The organism is uncultured Microbulbifer sp. (assembly GCF_947498635.1).
Taxonomy (GTDB): Bacteria; Pseudomonadota; Gammaproteobacteria; order Pseudomonadales; family Cellvibrionaceae; genus Microbulbifer; species Microbulbifer echini.
The window spans coordinates 68797-85519 of record NZ_CANMKV010000020.1 but is presented as its reverse complement, the minus strand read 5'-3'; the positions used below and the strand labels follow the sequence as shown (position 1 = coordinate 85519).

At 50.5% G+C, this 16723-nt stretch carries 15 protein-coding genes; 10 read left to right on the top strand and 5 right to left on the bottom strand.

The genetic code is table 11. From position 1 onward, the window contains the following. The first annotated feature begins 881 nt into the window (after positions 1–881). Entirely contained in the window at positions 882–1877 is a 996-nt protein-coding gene (locus tag Q1A69_RS12090) for a YncE family protein (RefSeq protein ID WP_299585611.1), read from the top strand. Between the two features lie 67 nt (positions 1878–1944). Here the strand turns inward: Q1A69_RS12090 and Q1A69_RS12085 are convergent, their stop codons facing one another. Both Q1A69_RS12085 and dtd read right to left on the bottom strand, forming a co-directional pair. After that, the gene (locus Q1A69_RS12085; RefSeq protein ID WP_299585609.1) at positions 1945–2466 is read right to left on the bottom strand and encodes a GNAT family protein; all 522 of its coding nucleotides are present in this window, start codon (positions 2464–2466) and stop codon (positions 1945–1947) included. 86 nt (positions 2467–2552) lie between these two features. Further along, complete coding sequence (gene dtd / locus Q1A69_RS12080; protein WP_299585607.1) at positions 2553–2990, bottom strand: D-aminoacyl-tRNA deacylase; 438 nt, start codon at positions 2988–2990, stop codon at positions 2553–2555. A gap of 62 nt (positions 2991–3052) precedes the next feature. Between dtd and Q1A69_RS12075 the strand changes: the two genes are divergently transcribed. The 7 genes from Q1A69_RS12075 to Q1A69_RS12045 all read left to right on the top strand — a co-directional run bounded on the left by Q1A69_RS12075 (position 3053) and on the right by Q1A69_RS12045 (position 11727). Then, the gene (locus tag Q1A69_RS12075) at positions 3053–5185 is read left to right on the top strand and encodes a prolyl oligopeptidase family serine peptidase (RefSeq protein ID WP_299585605.1); all 2133 of its coding nucleotides are present in this window, start codon (positions 3053–3055) and stop codon (positions 5183–5185) included. A gap of 193 nt (positions 5186–5378) precedes the next feature. Then, positions 5379–6368, top strand: coding sequence for an NAD-dependent epimerase/dehydratase family protein (locus Q1A69_RS12070; RefSeq protein ID WP_299585603.1), 990 nt, complete (start codon positions 5379–5381; stop codon positions 6366–6368). 186 nt (positions 6369–6554) lie between these two features. Then, positions 6555–7148, top strand: coding sequence for a DNA-3-methyladenine glycosylase I (locus Q1A69_RS12065; protein ID WP_299585601.1), 594 nt, complete (start codon positions 6555–6557; stop codon positions 7146–7148). Between the two features lie 295 nt (positions 7149–7443). Then, on the top strand, positions 7444–9336 hold the full coding sequence (locus Q1A69_RS12060; protein WP_299585599.1) for a DUF885 family protein: 1893 nt from the start codon (positions 7444–7446) through the stop codon (positions 9334–9336). A 125-nt stretch (positions 9337–9461) separates the two neighbouring features. Further along, complete coding sequence (locus tag Q1A69_RS12055) at positions 9462–10013, top strand: DUF4234 domain-containing protein (protein ID WP_299585597.1); 552 nt, start codon at positions 9462–9464, stop codon at positions 10011–10013. 42 nt (positions 10014–10055) lie between these two features. Then, positions 10056–10835 (top strand): hypothetical protein, encoded by a 780-nt coding sequence (locus Q1A69_RS12050; RefSeq protein WP_299585595.1) that lies wholly within the window; start codon positions 10056–10058, stop codon positions 10833–10835. Between the two features lie 121 nt (positions 10836–10956). Beyond that, positions 10957–11727 (top strand): VIT1/CCC1 transporter family protein, encoded by a 771-nt coding sequence (locus Q1A69_RS12045; protein ID WP_299585593.1) that lies wholly within the window; start codon positions 10957–10959, stop codon positions 11725–11727. Positions 11728–11779: 52 nt separating this feature from the next. Here Q1A69_RS12045 and Q1A69_RS12040 read toward each other — a convergent pair whose 3' ends face one another. Next, positions 11780–12856 (bottom strand): GGDEF domain-containing protein, encoded by a 1077-nt coding sequence (locus tag Q1A69_RS12040; RefSeq protein WP_299585591.1) that lies wholly within the window; start codon positions 12854–12856, stop codon positions 11780–11782. A gap of 170 nt (positions 12857–13026) precedes the next feature. Here Q1A69_RS12040 and Q1A69_RS12035 point away from each other — a divergent pair, with 170 nt between their 5' ends. After that, positions 13027–13545, top strand: a complete 519-nt coding sequence (locus tag Q1A69_RS12035) for a macro domain-containing protein (protein WP_299585589.1) — start codon at positions 13027–13029, stop codon at positions 13543–13545. 519 nt (positions 13546–14064) lie between these two features. Here Q1A69_RS12035 and Q1A69_RS12030 read toward each other — a convergent pair. Together Q1A69_RS12030 and Q1A69_RS12025 are read right to left on the bottom strand one after the other, a co-directional pair. Next, positions 14065–14358, bottom strand: coding sequence for a hypothetical protein (locus Q1A69_RS12030; RefSeq protein WP_299585587.1), 294 nt, complete (start codon positions 14356–14358; stop codon positions 14065–14067). 334 nt (positions 14359–14692) lie between these two features. Beyond that, on the bottom strand, positions 14693–15097 hold the full coding sequence (locus Q1A69_RS12025) for a GNAT family N-acetyltransferase (RefSeq protein WP_299585585.1): 405 nt from the start codon (positions 15095–15097) through the stop codon (positions 14693–14695). Between the two features lie 629 nt (positions 15098–15726). Here Q1A69_RS12025 and Q1A69_RS12020 point away from each other — a divergent pair. Then, on the top strand, positions 15727–16701 hold the full coding sequence (locus Q1A69_RS12020) for a phenylacetaldoxime dehydratase family protein (protein WP_299585583.1): 975 nt from the start codon (positions 15727–15729) through the stop codon (positions 16699–16701). Positions 16702–16723: the final 22 nt, after the last annotated feature.

The following is a 16723-nucleotide window of genomic DNA, read 5'->3' as shown; positions in this document are numbered from 1 at the left end:
ATTCCGAAAGGGCCACCCAATAGGGTGGCCCTTTTTTTATGTCTGAAAAAAATATGCAACAAAAAAAGCCAAGAAGACAAACAAAAGAGAAAGACAGAGGCAGAGATAGAGACTAAAAAGCGCAAAGCGTAGAAAATAAAAACGAATAAAAAAATAGAACAAACGACGCCATGAAAATAGAGCGTCTAATTTAGATTTTTATAGATATTTTTTAAGAAAACCTATCCATAAAATAAATAAAAACCCCTAAAGCGCGCAAATAATTTTGTCCGCGATATTCAGCTCGCGCGGTTTAACCCGACAAAAATAGTCTCCAGCGCATCCTCCCTCAGAGCTTTTTTACACTCCACCTCTAAAAATATTCCCCAAAAAAACCTCGACACAAAACCGGAAACGTACTGATAGCACGCCCGCAAAAAGTAGAAATTACCCCAGTGATTAATCGGTGGATTTTTAAGCATTACCGAGAACACCTGTAACCGCGGGGCCTGTAGCGGATTTATTCGAGTTATGCACAAGTCTATCCAGGCTTTCTGTTAATAACGCGCCCCTGTGGAAATCTGCGCAAGAGGCGCTGCTTTTTTACCCGTCTTTTACGGAGCCACGGAAAGACAGGGCTGAGAGGGGATATCCCGGAGTTATGCACAGCTCTATCCATGGTTTCTGTTGGTAACCACCGGGAAAATAAAAGTGGACAGGGAAATTGAAGATAAGCTGACGGTCGACTTGTGGGTAAGTGGGCGGCCACTCAGTCATGAACCCATAGTAGTAAAGTGGCAAGGTGTTAAGGCCCATTTAACTATACTGTTAGCCGATAGGAGGCTACTTAGCTATTCCGACATGCACCCCCTCCCCCCGGGTAAATATCGTGAGGTACTGAAATGCGGTTGTTAATCCCCTATAGCCTTGCCCTGTTGCTTTTGTGTATAGGAAGTGTTGTGGGTGCGAATACTTTGATCGTAGGTAATAAATATGAGGGAACAGTCAGCTTTATCGATCTTGAAAACGGCGAAGAGATCAAGCGACAGGAAACTGGTGGGTCACCGCATGAGCTCATTCTATCCCCAGATAAGTCCAAGGTTGTGGTGGTTTCCTATTTGGAGGATGGCTATGTGGGAGAAGAGCTCAATGTCTTTGATGTGCAGACCGGGAAGCGCACAAAAGTTATTGATATCAGTCCTCACATGGGCCCCCACGGCATCATGTGGTTGGGCGATAGCGAAAACTTGATCGTGACCACCGAAGAGACTCACGATGTGATCAAGGTGAATGTGGTTTCGGGAAAGGTATTGAGCTCTGTCTCAACAGATCAGATCGGTAGCCATCTACTGGCGTTATCTCCAGATAACAAAACCGCCTATGTCACCAGTCGAGGCTCGGATACCTTCAGTGTGATCGATACGGAGAATATGAAATTAAAAAGTACCCTTCCAGCTGGGGATGGCCCCGAGGCGGTATGGGTCAGCCCGGATGGAAAAGAGCTGTGGATTGGTAATAACCGCTCGAAAAATATCTTCATTTACGACACCGATACAATGAAAAAGATAGATACCATCGATGTGGGTTATCTTCCCATCCGAATACAGTTCCACCCGAATGGAGAACAGGTTGCGGTTGCAGATCTGCAGGGAAATCGTGTTGTCATCTACGATGCCGCTAAGCGTAAAGAGTTGAAGAGTATTGATTTACAAGCTGCCGCAGCGCGTGAGCCAGCTTCACTCCTCTTTTCTCCCGATGGCAAGTTCTTGTTTGTAGGTTCTCAGAGAGACGGAAAAGTGGTGGAAATCGATACTGGGGAATGGTCGATCAAGAGAATTTTTAGGGCGGGTCAGGGCTCGGATGGTTTGGGATGGAGCCCAGTAAAAGTCCAGCCCTGACGGAGCACATTCAAAATGTATGCTATTGATTATGCCTGATTAATTTCTTACTAATTAGCTAATAATATTAGAGGGAAATAGTATAAATCATCAGGTCTTGAGACTTGCCATCTATGGTGGAATAAGCAGGTATGGTGTCGCTGTGAATTCCTCCGGCCCGCTTGGCGACGGTGATGCTGGCCGTATTCTCTGATAAGCAGTGAATATTCAAGTGAAGGATGCCCCACTTATTTCTAAGCTGCTCACAAATTGTTGTGACTACGTTTGTCATAATACCTCGGCCCTGGCAATGAGCGGAGAGCCAGTAACCGATTTCTGCACTCTTCTCTTGTCTATTAATTTCTTTAATGCCAAAAATTCCGGAGATCGTGTCGTCGCAGATGATTTTATACCAGACCGCTCCACCACGTTTACTGTGTATGCGCTGCTGTATGTATTGCCTGGTGGAATCCAGGTCCTTTACGGATTTTACCCAGTATAGGTATTTATTCAGTAAAGCACGGTTGGCTTCTATCAAATGAAAGAGCGCTTGAGCATCCTGCTCAACAAGCGGTGTTAGGTGGATATTACCTGTTATGGCTAGTCGCATGTGGGATTTACTCCTTTGCAATTAATTGCTCTTTTTCATTTAGTATTCCAGGCATTCGCTCGGAATACATGTGGTGTAGAGAACACTTAAGTGTCCAGCATGAAGGTCACAGGCCCATCATTGAGTAGAGATACCTGCATATCCGCAGCAAAAATACCGCTGGCCACTGGGGCAAACTGGGAGCGCGCGCGCTCGAGAAAATAATCATATAGACCCTCGGCATGCTGTGGGCTGGCACCTCGGCTGAAGCTGGGTCGCATACCTCGTTCTGTTTCAGCCACCAGAGTAAACTGGCTGACTACCAACAGTCCGCCACCGGCCTGTTGCACACTCCGGTTCATACGCCCGTTTTCATCGGGAAATATTCGGTAATTCAACACTTTATGCAGTAGCTTATCGGCACTTTCACGGTTGTCCCTGGACTCCACACCAAGGAGTAATAAAACACCTAGCTCAATGGCGCCAACAGACTCTCCGGCCACTTCTACGCGGGCGTGGCTTACCCGTTGGATCAATCCTTTCACCTCAGTTCTGCCCCTCTCTCTGGAACCCAGTGGGTAAATCGCCTAGATTAGCGGACTGATTCATGCAGAGAAACAGAGAATACGGTATGAAGAGACGGTTATTGACGTTTCTGGCTGGGGCCCTGGCCACAGCCAGTGTGCAGGCAGCGGACAACTACCCAAAGAGCCAGGCTATCGAACAGGTAGATAAGTACTTTGGTGTTGAGGTTGCCGACCCTTATCGCTGGCTGGAAGCCACCGACACAGCGCCGGTGAAGAACTGGGTCGAGGCGCAGAATGGGTATACCCTACCGCGCCTGAAGGCCCTGCCAGGCTGGCAGAAAATCAATGACCGTCTCACCGAGCTATGGCGTTATGAGCGTTATGGTGTGCCCTACAAAAAGGGCGGTAGCTATTACTACGACTACAACAACGGAGATTGGGATCAGAACATTTTCTACCGCACCGGGAATCTCCTCGGAGAGGGCAAAGCTGTCCTCGATCCACGCACCCTGAGTGATGATGGCACCATTGCGGCCAAGCGTCTGCAAGTCAGTCCGCAGGGGCGTTACCTCGCCTACGGTATCTCCGATGGTGGAACTGACTGGACCGACTATCGTATCCGCGATTTAAAGACGGGTAAGGACCTGAAGGAGCAGCTGACGGGTATCAAGTTCAGTGCTGCCAGCTGGGCGCCTGACGAATCCGGTTTCTACTACAGCCGCTACCCATTCAATAAGGATGGCAGTGCCGATGATACTAAGCAGGTAGCCGTCTATTTCCACCGCCTGGGAGATACCCAGGAGCGCGACCAATTGGTTTACCGCATTACTGACCACCCTACCCGTAACCCAGGGGCCGAGGTGAGCGACGATGGAAACTACCTGCTTTTCGGAATTTTCGATGGCTATGACTCCAATGCCTTCTACTACCGCGACCTGCGCAATGACAGTGGCAAGGTGGTTAAGCTGCTGGATGACTGGGATGGCCTTTACCAGTTTCTCGGCAATCAGGGGAATACCTTTTTCTTCAAAACCAGCGCGGGTGCGCCACTGGGGCGGGTGATTGCAGTCGATCTGGACAAGCCTCAACGCAAGCATTGGCGAGACTTGGTGCCGGAGGCGGACAGCGCCCTGCAGAGTGCCAGCTATATCGGTGAGCGCTTTGTGCTGCATTACCTGGAGGATGCCAAATCGCGGGTGCTGGTCACTGATACCGACGGTAAGGAGCAGTATGAGTTAAAACTGCCTGGTGTGGGATCGGTTAAGGGCTTTTACGGTGAGCCGGACGGGGTGGAAACCTTTTACTCTTTCTCAAATTTCATCACTCCACCGAGTATTTACCATCTGAACGTGCAGACTGGCGAAACCAAGCTGTTTAAGCAGCCGGAATACGCCGCAGACTTCTCCGGCCTCACGGTGAGCCAGCACTTTTATAAGAGTAAGGACGGTACCCGTATCCCCTTGTTCCTGGTGCACAAGAAGGGAATGAAACGCGATGGCTCTAACCCAACGTTGCTTTATGGATACGGTGGTTTCAATTCGGCTCAGCTACCGCGCTTCTATAACCGCTTTGTGGGCTGGCTGGATATGGGGGGCACCCTGGCCCTGGCCAATCTACGGGGTGGCAGCGAGTACGGTGACGCCTGGCATCAAGCGGGGACCAAAACCCAAAAACAGAATGTCTTCGATGACTTTATTGCCGCTGCGGAGTGGCTAATCGAAGAGAAGGTTACCTCTCCGCGGAAGCTGGGTATCAGTGGGCGCTCTAACGGCGGTTTACTCGCCGGTGCAACCCTGGTGCAGCGCCCGGAGCTGTTTGCCGCCGCACTGCCGGTAGTGGGCGTGCTGGATATGCTGCGCTATCACACGGCCTCCGCGAATGCGCGTCAGTGGTCGAGTGACTATGGATTGAGTGAGAAGCGCGAGGAGTTTACGGCGCTACACGCATATTCTCCGGTGCACAATACCCGCGAGGGCACCTGCTACCCAGCGACCCTGATTACGACCGCCGATCGCGATGATCGGGTCGTACCCTGGCATAGCTACAAATTCGCCGCTGCCCTGCAGGGAGATCAAGGCTGTGAGAAACCCATATGGCTCGCAGTAGAGACCCGTGCAGGCCATGGTGCCGGCAAACCGGTGTGGATGCAGGTGGAAGACTTCGCCAACCAATGGAGTTTCCTTGCCTACCAACTGGGTATGAAAATCGAGTAATCTCCCTCCTGATAACCCGGCGGGTAAACAGCTTGCCGGGTGTCTTTCTTGAGCCGACTGCACCGTATTTTCGTGCGGCGGTCTACTCTGCCGGAGCAGCGGTACTGTCAGCCGGTTTACCCTCCCGGAGTGCGGAGGTTTCGACAGAGTATGTCACTGGGTATGAATAAAAAAATAATCATCCGGTGGATTTATGAAACATGCATTTGTGACCGGAGGCAGTGGCTTCCTCGGTGCGAATTTGGTTGAGCAACTCAAAGCCGATGGTTGGCGGGTAACCGCTATGCACCGTCGTACCTCTAATACCGATAGGTTACGCTCCATGGGGGCGGAACTGGTCGAGGCCTCCCTGGACGATCCCGATTCTCTACGCACGGCGATCCCCGATCATATTGATGCGCTTTTCCATATGGCGGCCAATACCAGTATGTGGCGTGGTGGCAATGCCCAGCAGTGGAAGGACAATGTCGAGGGTGCGGCGAATATTGCGCAGGTGGCCAGGGAGAAAAAAGTGGGTCGTATGATCGTGACCAGCTCGATTTCCGCCTACGGATATCACAGGGAAACCATTACCGAACAGAGTGAAAAGCTGGCTGATGACCCGCGTCATCACTACCTATATACCAAGAAGCGCGAAGAAATTGCGGTGCGCAATGAAATTGACAAGGGGCTAGATGCGGTATTTCTGAACCCCTGTGCTGTGGTGGGTAAATACGATACCAGCAGTTGGGCCCAGACCTTTTTTCTGATCGATAAAAACCAGCTTCCCGGTGTGCCGCCGGGCTGGGGTTCTTTTTGCCACGCCGGGGCGGTGGTGCGGGCACACATCAATGCGGTCGAAAAGGGTCGCTGTGGTGAGAACTATATCCTCGCCGGCACCGATGCCAGTTTCCTGGAGTTTTTTGGGAAAATTGCCGAGTTGTTGCACAAGCCGGTGCCCAAGCGCACCACACCCGCCCTCGCAATTCAGTCCATTGCTTGGATTTCTGACCTCTGGTCGCGGATGAACGGGCGCGAACCGATAATTACCCCCGAGAAGGCCACTCTGGTGACTCGCCGGGTTGTGGCCAATAGTGCTAAGGCCGAGCGGGAGCTGGGATATCAATCGACGGTGGCGCTGGATACTATGTTGTGCGAATGTCGCGACTGGTTGGTAGAGCAAAATTTATTGGAGTTACAGTGAATCGCAGTAATATTATTCTTATCCTGGTCTCTTTGTTGTTGGTCCTGCAATTAATCCAGCACTATTTCTTTTCCGGGGCGCAGTAGCGCCCTGCCACAGTCATATTTTTTTACTGGTATCGTTTGGATAATTATTCGGCGGTGTCGCTGTATAAAAATCACAGGCATTTAGATTGGGGAGTAATTTATGGAAGAGAAGCGTTGTGGCTGGTGTCTGTCCAGCCCCCTGTATCAGCGCTACCACGATGAGGAGTGGGGCTTTCCGGTGACCGATGAGGCAATCCTGTTTGAGTTTCTTTTACTGGAGGGGGCGCAGGCGGGACTATCGTGGATAACCGTATTGAACAAGCGGGAAAATTACCGACGGCTTTTTGATAATTTCAATGCGGAAAAAATTGCGCGCTATACGCCGCGGAAAATAGAAAAGCTACTGCAGGACCCAGGTATTATTCGCAATCGCCTAAAGGTGGAGTCCGCGGTAAAAAATGCCCGCGCGACCCTGGCGCTGAAGGAAAAGGGACAGACACTTGCTGATTTTCTCTGGCAGTTCACCGACGGTCGGGTCATTGTGAATAACCCGCGCTCCCTCGAGCAGGTGCCCGCCAGTACACCGACCTCCGATGCCATGAGTAAGGCGCTGAAAAAAGCCGGCTTCAGTTTTGTTGGTTCCACAATCATGTACGCGCATATGCAGGCAACCGGTATGGTGAACGACCACCTCGACTCCTGCCCCGCACACCAGCGCTGCGTGGACGAGGCAACAGCCTTGGGACTCCTATAGATCGGAAGTATGGACCTGAGATTGCAAACGAGGGTTTGACCGTGTGGTTTTGTAATCGGCGTAACTCGCCCTCTTAATTCCTGTAAACACGGCCGCAATCCTGGGCTCCACCGCTTAACCCGAATACTCGGCTCGCAGAAGAGTCAGTTCGGTATGGACTAAAAGGTGAAATCTTCTCCGGTTCCTCCGCTCGACGCATAGATATGGCGTTTGGAAGTAGCCGAATCGACAGGCCGATCATTTCATGTCAAAGTGATCGGCGTTTTTTTGTACAATTTTTGATCGAGATAGGAAAATGCCGATTAAACTGAACAACCCTTTGATCCCCAGTCTGCTGGCTGTCGCTATCCTCGCGGGCTGTCAGGGCGATAAGAGCGCTCAGGCGGGCGCGAATACCGACAAGACCCAGAGCGCCGTTGCTGAAGTACCGGCTACAGTTGACGCCGTTGCCGAAACCAAGCGCCTGACCGAGTGGTTGGACGCGCGCTACGAAGAGCAGCTGCAGTTCAGCCCTATGCAGCTCTCCTATCTTGGTCGCAAAGAGCAGTACGACCAGATCGATGATATGAGTGAAGCCGCCGAGGCGCGCAAACTGGCCTGGATGGAAAAGACGGTTGCCGAACTGAAGAAGAACTTCGATTACGGTAAGTTGAGCCAGGAGGGGAAAACGTCCTACGATATTTGGATCTATCAGTTTGAACAGGCCAAGGCCGACGAGCCCTTCAAGCGCCATGGCTATATTTTCGAGCAGATGGGTGGGGTACAGTCACAGCTGCCGAACTTCCTGCTGAATTTCCACAAGGTGGAGAATATCGAGGATATGCAGGCCTATATCGCCCGTATCGGCGGTATTTCCCGTGCGATCAACCAGCTGCGCGAGCGCGCCGAATTGTCTGCCAAAGAGGGTATCCGTCCGCCACGCTTTGCCTATGAGGGTGCTATCGAGCAGTCCGGCAAGTTGATCGCCGGCGCCCCTTTCAGCGATGGCGATGATGCGCCCCTGTGGACCGGAGCAAAAGGTCAGATAGCCGAGTTGCTGGAAGCCGGAAAGATTGGCCAGAAGCAGGCCGATAAGCTCACTGCGGATGCGCGCAAGTCTCTGGAGAGCGAATTCCTGCCAGCCTACGAGGCCTTGATTGCCTGGTTGAAGAAAGACATTCAGAAAGCCTCTGCGGAACCACAGGGAGCCAGCAGCCTGCCGAATGGCATGGCCTACTACAACCAGCGTCTGGCCAATACCACCACTACTAGCCTGACAGCCGATGAGATCCACAATATCGGCCTCAAGGAAGTGGCGCGTATCCGCGAGGAGATGGAGACCATCAAGAAGCAAGTGGGCTTCGAGGGTAGCCTGCAGGATTTCTTTACCTTTATCCGTGAAGATGGCCAGTTCTACTACCCCAATACCGAAGATGGTCGCCAGGGCTACTTGGATGACTCCACGGCTTTCCTCGACAATATCACCAAGGAATTACCGGAATATTTCGGCCTGTTGCCCAAGGCAGAGCTGGTGGTGAAGCGAGTGGAATCTTTCCGCGAGCAGGATGGCGGTGCCCAGCACTATTACCCAGGCACCCCGGACGGTTCCCGCCCGGGTATCTACTATGCGCATCTGTCCGACATGAGCGCTTACTCCACCACCGATATGGAGACCGTGGCCTACCACGAGGGTAACCCAGGTCACCATATGCAGATCTCCATAGCCCAGGAGCTGGAGGGTATTCCGCAGTTTCGCACCCAGGCGCACTTCACCGTGTATGTAGAGGGCTGGGCGCTGTACTCCGAGAAACTGGCTAAGGAAATGGGGGCCTTCGAAGATCCCTACAATCTGTTTGGTCACCTGACCGCCGAAATGTGGCGTGCCATCCGCCTGGTTGTGGATACTGGTATGCATGCCAAGGGCTGGAGCGAGGCGCAGGCGGTTGAGTACTTCCTGGAGAACTCCGCGATTCCCGAAACCGCAGTGCGCTCAGAAGTTCGCCGCTACCTGGTATGGCCGGGTCAGGCAACCGCTTATAAAATCGGTATGCTGAAAATTCAGGAACTGCGCAAGCAGGCCGAAGAGCAGTTGGGCGATAAGTTCGATATCCGCGGTTTCCACGATACCGTACTGGGCGGTGGCGCTCTGCCGGTGCCGGTTCTGGAAAGCCGTGTGGCCGCCTGGGTCGGCTCCGTTAAAAGTGCCTAAAGGCAAGACAAACCGTTAAGGAAAAGCCGGGCATTGCCCGGCTTTTTTATTGGGTGGATTTTCACCCCGCCTGTTGAACTTTCTATTTATCAGTTTGTTTTTCCCGATTTTTTGAAGGTGATAGTATGGATAGTCGAATTTACGACGCGCCAGAGGCCGACCTGAGTAATGAGGCGCTCGGAGGAACAGAATTTTATGTGGTATCGAACACCAAGTTCCTGGTGCTGTATTTTGGCACATTCGGCATTTATTCTATTTATTGGTTTTATCGTCACTGGAAAGAATATAAAAGGGCCAGTGGTGAAAGTATGCTGCCGGTTATGCGTGCGATATTTTCCGTCATTTTTGTCTACCCTTTATTTTTAACCATACGGATCCGCCTCGAAGAAACGCAAAAGCGTTATAAATGGCGGCCAAAACTCATGGCGGTTATTTATATCGTGGCTACTCTGCTCAGTTTTTTGAGTGAGCGCTTATCATCGGTTTCTGCGGAGTTGATAGTTCTGGATTTTGTTAGCCTGGTTATGATGCCTGCTATTGCACTGCCACTTTTGTCTGCGCAGAAGGCCGCAAATGTTGCCTGTGGAGATATAAAGGGTAAGTCCAATAAAAAATTAACGTTGTTAAATTTTATTGGTTGTTGGTCGGCGCCATGTTTTGGGGATTGTTTACGTTAGGCGCTTATATGATTTTTTCTGGAATATAGATAAGGATTTTGAATGAAAAAAATTACCATATTTATTTGTGTTTTTATTGCTCAAGTCGTCGCTTTGCCAATTGGAGCCGAAACGGTTTCCCGAGTCTCTCCTACCGAAATTACCGTGCGTGCCAAAGCCAAGGATGCCAAATTTATTGGCTCCTCCATTGGGGGTGCCATGGTTATTATCCGCGCGGCGGATACCGGAGAAATCCTCGCGAGGGGGCTGACCCAGGGGAGCACCGGTGATACCGGCAAGATTATGCAGACTCCGCGCGAGCGCCATGTGCCTATCGCCGAGGGAGCGGCAAAATTCACGGCTAAACTCGATATCCGAGAACCGGTATTTCTCACCGTTGAGGTGCTGGCGCCCTATATCAAGAAGCAGGCGCGTGTGGTGGCTCAGACCCAGACCTGGCTGGTGCCCGGTAAGCCGATCACTGGTGAGGGACTGATTGTAGAGATACCCGGTATGATAGTGGGCCTGCTCAGTCCGCAAACACACCTCTATACGGGGCTGGATAAGAGTCCGTTTGAGATCCGCGCTAATGTGGTCATGATGTGCGGCTGTTCACTTACCGCCGGAGGTCTCTGGGATGGCAGTAAGATCGAAGTCACCGCGCTAATCAAAAAAGATGGGGCTGATTTCGCCACAATACCGCTAAAAATCCAGGACACTATGAATACTTTTAGTGCCCCCTTCGCGACGGACTTGCCCGGTGTGTATGAAATACTGGTTTATGCCTATGACGCTAAGACCGGCAATACCGGAGTCGACCGGGGCAGCTTTATTGTGAAATAAAACTAGAGCATGGATAGGGGCGTAGCAAGAAGGCAGGTATGAACACTGAATTCGGCTGCGAACTTAGTCAGGTTTATTTAAGCTCTGTGCCACTAGGGTTTTATTAGGCTGAGCCTACAACATGAAAGACGAGGACAAAAAGGCTGAGGCGCTGTCCCGGCGTGCGTTGCTAGAGGAACACCGCCCCGAGCGTATTCACGCCAGATTGGGGCAGGCACCGAGGTCCCAGCGGGTCTCCGATTTTGTCCTTGGGGCTATTGATGGCTGCGTCACCACCTTTGCCATAGTGGCCGGTGCCTTCGGTGCCGGTTTTTCAGAGTCGGTGGTGCTGGTGATGGGCTTTGCCAACCTGATTGCCGATGGTTTTAGTATGGCGGTGAGCAACTACGAGGCGGTCAGTGTTGAGCGAGAGCAGGCAGACGCAGCCGCCCGCACCGAGGGTGAACATATAGCGTTGGTGCCGGAGGGGGAGCGCGAGGAGATTCGGCAGATTTTCCAGCGCAAAGGATTTCACGGGCCCGTATTGGGTGAGATTGTCGCCACGATTACCGCAAACCGCCAGCTGTGGATCGAGACCATGTTGGCGGAGGAGTATGGTATCAGTCGTGCGACGCGCAGGCCCCTGGGCAGTGCCATGATCACATTTATTGCGTTTATTGGTGTCGGCGCTATACCGCTATTGCCCTATCTTTTTCCGCCGCTCAGCTTAACCGAGCAGTTTTATAGCAGCTCGGCTCTGGCGGCCTGCACCTTCTTGGCTATCGGTCTGTGTAAGGGCCTGGTATTTTCCCAAAGGGCTTGGTTGGCCGGTCTCAAGACCTTGGTTTTTGGTAGCGGGGCCGCCGTGCTGGCGCTCGCCGTCGGATTCTTCCTGCGCGGTTTTATTGCCTGACACGCACTGTTAGCGCTTTGTCTCTCGGCGAGATATTTTCGGCCTGTCGTCATCAAGCCGCCACCACCCGGTTGCGGCCACTGTTCTTGGCGCGGTACATACGTTTATCGGCCTCCGCCAGTAGCTCATTGTGCGAGTTGCCGCTGCCATCTACGACACCAAAGCTGATGGAGACCTTAACCGGTTGTACATAGCGGCGGCTAAGGGCCTCCACTTTGCGGCGCAGTTTTTCCGCTAGCACGCTACCGCCGCGCATGCCGGTATTGGGTAATAGCAGCAGAAACTCCTCCCCACCCCAGCGCGCGACAATATCTTCGGAGCGGGTGTTGTCCCCGAGGATTTTGGCCACGTCCTGCAATATGCGGTCGCCGAAGGCATGGCCATAGGTGTCGTTAATACTTTTGAAGTTGTCCAGGTCGCCGATCAATACCACATAGCGCCCCTGCTGCTCTTTGTCACGCCGCTCCAGGTCGTGGATAGCGCGGTAGGCCTCACGGCGGTTGGCGAGCCCGGTGAGGGCGTCGGTCGAGGCATTTTTTTCCAGCTCGCCGGTCAGGCGCTCGAGCAACTGCTGAGTGTGGTGGCGGCTGCTGTCGAGTAGCGCGGTGAGCGCGGTGAGTGCGCCAAACACCGCGATAAAGCGCGCGCGGTAGGCGGTATCATATTCCGCGGTCAGGCCGGGAAAATCGGGATAGAAAAGGGCGGTGGCCGTCACTAGGCCGATGGCAATAAGCGCGACCGTGCCGGTCTTATAGCCGTAGAGATTGATAAATCCCGGCACTAACATGACCGCCCACATCAGACCGGTATTGTTCACCCCGCCGGATAACAATAGATAGAAGTAGAGCACGAGCAAAAGAATACCCACTAGCAGAGGTGTCTTTTGGCTGGGACCCATGACATTAATGGTGACGTAGGCACAGAGAATGACCACTGCGGCTGCGGAGAGAGTAGTGGCCTGCAGGATATCGGCGGCGGTCAGGGCAATCACAGCCATCGCGCCGGTTACCGCCATGGCGAAAATCAACATATAGGAAGAGGCCATGATACGGCGGCGCAGGTCGATGCGCTCCAGCGCCTCCACCGGTGTGTCCAGTGCGGGATTATGCTTTTTGTACCCTGAGTTCATAGTGATCTCTGTTGCTATACAGACTGCAACTTTCCGTTGGCTACCAGGCGTCTAAATGTGTCGCACGATTCACCCGCGGAGTGACGCAGCGCTGAGTATAGGAGGATTCGCCCGACGACCAAAGTCGCAAGCTACAGTATCTGTAAAGCAAACGTTAGAACTGAGAAGCCGTGACACAAATTGATCTGACTTGGGGCAATATTTTGACCCTGCGCGGGGATGCGCTGGTGTGTCCTGCACACAAACATTTGATTCGCGGGCGAGGCCTCTCAGCCCAGGTCTATACCCGGGGAGGAGAAGAACTTGCGGCACAATGTCAAAAACAACCGGAATGCGCCGTAGGCGAGGCACGCCTCACCAAGGCCTACCACCTCTCTGTAGACTACCTGCTGCACACTGTCACTCCGCAGTGGAGCAGTGGGGATCAGTGGGGGGCTCAGGCAATCGGCCAGCTGCGGCGCTGTTATGAGAGTGTGTTGCACTTGGCGCAAGAACGTGGACTGAAGCGTATTCTATTTCCTGCGTTGGGTGCGGGTACCAACCGCTTTCCCCATACGATTGCCGCACATCAAGCGCTGGAAGTGCTGAATGGAAATTTTGAGCAGTTCGAGCAAATTACGGTCTGTCTGCATTCCCCTGCGGCTCTGGGTGAGTGGAAAAAAGTTGAGCGTAGGTTTTTTACGGTTTGATACTACTTTGAGTACCTCTGTATTCGTCATCACTATGGTTGGACTGGATGGCCTAAGTAGTGTCCGTGAAATAATGTCATCGGGAAAAGTCTGTTTAGTTGTGTTCAGATCTCTATTTGGGATTGCTGTCTATTTTATTTTTGGTTACTAAAGATCTCACCGATCAAAAATATTTTATAGTTACCGATATTGATCTAATAGAGGATGCATTCCTCTGAAGCTATTTATGCGTTTAAAAGATGCTCTATTCCATGCGCTCAAAAATTTGATTAATACTGGCGAATTGGAGCGTAAAATTGCCGACATTACCGTAATAGATTCATTTTTTAATTAGGTTGTCTCGAAATACATCAACCGATATACCATCATCATTGCGAGTACTCATGTAGTCTATAGGTTTACTCGGGGCTGCGATTTATCCCTAGGTTTAATTCATGCTCCAAGCTCTATGGGGTCGCAAGTAAAGCTGAACGCTAGCGAGACCAGTCCGCAGGGCGACTTTTCCTTGTCGTGTTAAATTTATTCTCTCTCACCTTCGTAGCCACGGTGATAAATATATTTCTCTGAAGGGCTCATGAGCCAACTATCCTCGTCACAATGAGTATGTGCCTGATAATGCTTTCCATTTTCTTGCAAGGAGTACCAGCACTCCATGTCCTCAGCGAATAGGATATCTCCTGGTAATGGTTCAGGAGTCCTAAAGTAAGGATCTACAGTTGCTAGTTTTTTCCACCAAGCTTCCAGCTCGAATGGCATCATTCTGGGGAACCAGAACCAATGCTTATAGCCATACTCTTCTTCGAGTAAGACCATAAATTCATTCTGTCTGCGTTCGATATCTTTCTACATAGCCAAGGAATTTAACGTCTTAATCGGTGGGGGAGTGTGCGAGGTGTGAGCTCTTGCCGTATGGGCGCATCATTTTGTTAGCATACACCGGAGTGCCATTGAAATCTGTCATGAATTCATCAGATATTTCATATCCATAGTAGAGCTTCTTTGCAGGCCAATTAGTTATAGCAACGAATAAATTTGCCCATCCGTCAATCTTTGATGAGAGGAACTCAAGAATCGATTTTCCTATCCCTTTTCCTCATCGTTCTCTAATGGCAGCAACTCGAATGTCGCAGCCTCAAACTGAAGCTCATCATTTACCTGTATCGAACTTCATATGTGGTTGATCTGAAGGAAGTGAATAGAAGCCAAGCTTTTCGTAGAACGGCAATTTGCCCTTGCTAGGCCAAAGATTGATATTATCGATACCGAGTTTACGACAATCTGAAACAATCTCGCTGATTATGGCCGTGCCAATCCCTTTATGATGATGTATTTTAAGGACAATTACATCAACGATAAATGCACATCTTGCGTAGTCAGTAATAAATCGACCTATCCCCAAAGTCGCATGAGTAAGATCCCGAACTACATACCATTCCGACGGTGAAGAAACTGCTTTTGTCATTTTATCTGAGAAAGGGTCCTGTAGCCAACCAGCCTCAATATATATCGCCGCTAATTCATCCGGCGTTGGGGGTTCTTTTATTATGTTCATTGATCTTTCAATATACTCATTGACCCATAGCAGTTTATTTAAAAGAGGTGTATTTATATCACCCTTCTGTATATTCCACCATCCCCAATTAGGGAGTCCAGAAAGGCCAAGAATATCAAAAGGCTCTATGTGTTGGCAGACAATTTACAATTAGATATATAGCTGTGTTCAATTATTGTTGGGTCTCTCTATTTTGTATTATTTTTTATTTTTTATTTTTTATAAGTCTCAACAAGATTATGTTATTTCGATAAGTATCAGAAAAGTTTCTTTAATTCTGGCATGTAAAATGCCCGTAATTCTCGATACGATATTTTTCCACAGGAATAATGCGTAAACGTATCCATTGGCGTGTAGGATTATTGTTCCTGTAATTCTCAATGTCATGCCTTACTGGGTCTGCACAATTAGAGATGCTTGAGTTTACTATCCTTCTTTTGGAGCGTATTTCAATGAAAGCTATCGACGCCTTAATTTGAAAGTAAGATTCAGGGACAATTGCAAGGCGTTTGAGAAGCTGTGTAATTACTGAAAGTTAGCCGTATGCTTTTTTCAATGCCTCTCCTTGGAGAGGCGAGCAGTATAATCATACACTGTTAACGACAGTGCTCACTCGCGGCAGGGTCATTATGAAAAATCGTCCAGATCACTTTGAACCGCCATATCCATCCTGGGAGCTGAATTTACCTCCAGCGATATGGTATGTGCAGTGCCAGGTTGCTTTACAGATGCCCAGTGGTAAGCGGGATGATTTGCTATTTTCCCGCTTAGCTAAGGCTTTATCCCTGGCAGAGGGTTTATTGCATTATGAACGCGCTGGATATGTTGATCCTCAGGACGCTTACAATGATATCGCTATTGCTTATTGGTCTTGTGAAGACACCATGAATAAGTGGCTGCTCAAAGGGCTTAGTGAGTTGGCTGTAATTACCCAGGGTAAGTGCGGGGTTTGGTATGAGGCACTGGCAGCTCCTCGCAGCCACTTCGAAGTTTCGTCTTCCCTACCGACAGCAGACTGGGGCCTATTTCGTCATTTTGAGACCTGTACGCAGAGAGACCATGCTTATTGGGGCGCTATGCGGGATCGTATTGCAGCGGCCGAGAATAATGGTCTGTCTAGCCAATTAAAAAAATTGGAGCCATTATCTTCAATTGATCAATCCAGTGAAGAAATTAGCCTGCCCGAAAATATCTGTATGATCAGAACCGTACAAGGCTATTCAGTAACAAGCTCAAAGGAGCGAAGAAGCTACGAAGAAAAATTGCGCCCGAAATATGAACAGGGTGTGAGATTTCTTGATGAAAACCCAATGAAATCTCGCTGTCTTAGTGTGCGCCTTTTACGGGATGAAAAGCCAATGCGAGGCCGGCCGGATACAGAGACTATCGCTTGGTTCGCCTCGTTGGTAGATTTGGAAAACTGGGTGCATCACCACCGCACACACAAAGCGATTTACACAGCAGCGCAACAGCATGCTGTGTGTTTCTCCCCTGAGATGCATCTGCTATTGAGTCATGAGGTTGCTGTAGTCCCTAAGGGGAAGGGAAAAGCCATGTACAAAAATTGTCATCCAGATACGGGTCTGATGCGGTTTTTGGGTTAAAAAAATATCTTAATAAATTGAG

Coding starts and splice junctions, on each gene's coding strand:
- Q1A69_RS12090 (WP_299585611.1), top strand. CDS start 882: ATGCGGTTGTTAATCCCCTATAGCCTTGCCCTGTTGCTTTTGTGTATA.
- Q1A69_RS12025 (WP_299585585.1), bottom strand. CDS start 15,097: ATGAACATAATAAAAGAACCCCCAACGCCGGATGAATTAGCGGCGATA.
- Q1A69_RS12045 (WP_299585593.1), top strand. CDS start 10,957: ATGAAAGACGAGGACAAAAAGGCTGAGGCGCTGTCCCGGCGTGCGTTG.
- Q1A69_RS12055 (WP_299585597.1), top strand. CDS start 9,462: ATGGATAGTCGAATTTACGACGCGCCAGAGGCCGACCTGAGTAATGAG.
- Q1A69_RS12030 (WP_299585587.1), bottom strand. CDS start 14,358: ATGGTCTTACTCGAAGAAGAGTATGGCTATAAGCATTGGTTCTGGTTC.
- Q1A69_RS12020 (WP_299585583.1), top strand. CDS start 15,727: ATGAAAAATCGTCCAGATCACTTTGAACCGCCATATCCATCCTGGGAG.
- Q1A69_RS12040 (WP_299585591.1), bottom strand. CDS start 12,856: ATGAACTCAGGGTACAAAAAGCATAATCCCGCACTGGACACACCGGTG.
- Q1A69_RS12065 (WP_299585601.1), top strand. CDS start 6,555: ATGGAAGAGAAGCGTTGTGGCTGGTGTCTGTCCAGCCCCCTGTATCAG.
- Q1A69_RS12075 (WP_299585605.1), top strand. CDS start 3,053: ATGCAGAGAAACAGAGAATACGGTATGAAGAGACGGTTATTGACGTTT.
- Q1A69_RS12070 (WP_299585603.1), top strand. CDS start 5,379: ATGAAACATGCATTTGTGACCGGAGGCAGTGGCTTCCTCGGTGCGAAT.
- Q1A69_RS12085 (WP_299585609.1), bottom strand. CDS start 2,466: ATGCGACTAGCCATAACAGGTAATATCCACCTAACACCGCTTGTTGAG.
- Q1A69_RS12060 (WP_299585599.1), top strand. CDS start 7,444: ATGCCGATTAAACTGAACAACCCTTTGATCCCCAGTCTGCTGGCTGTC.
- Q1A69_RS12050 (WP_299585595.1), top strand. CDS start 10,056: ATGAAAAAAATTACCATATTTATTTGTGTTTTTATTGCTCAAGTCGTC.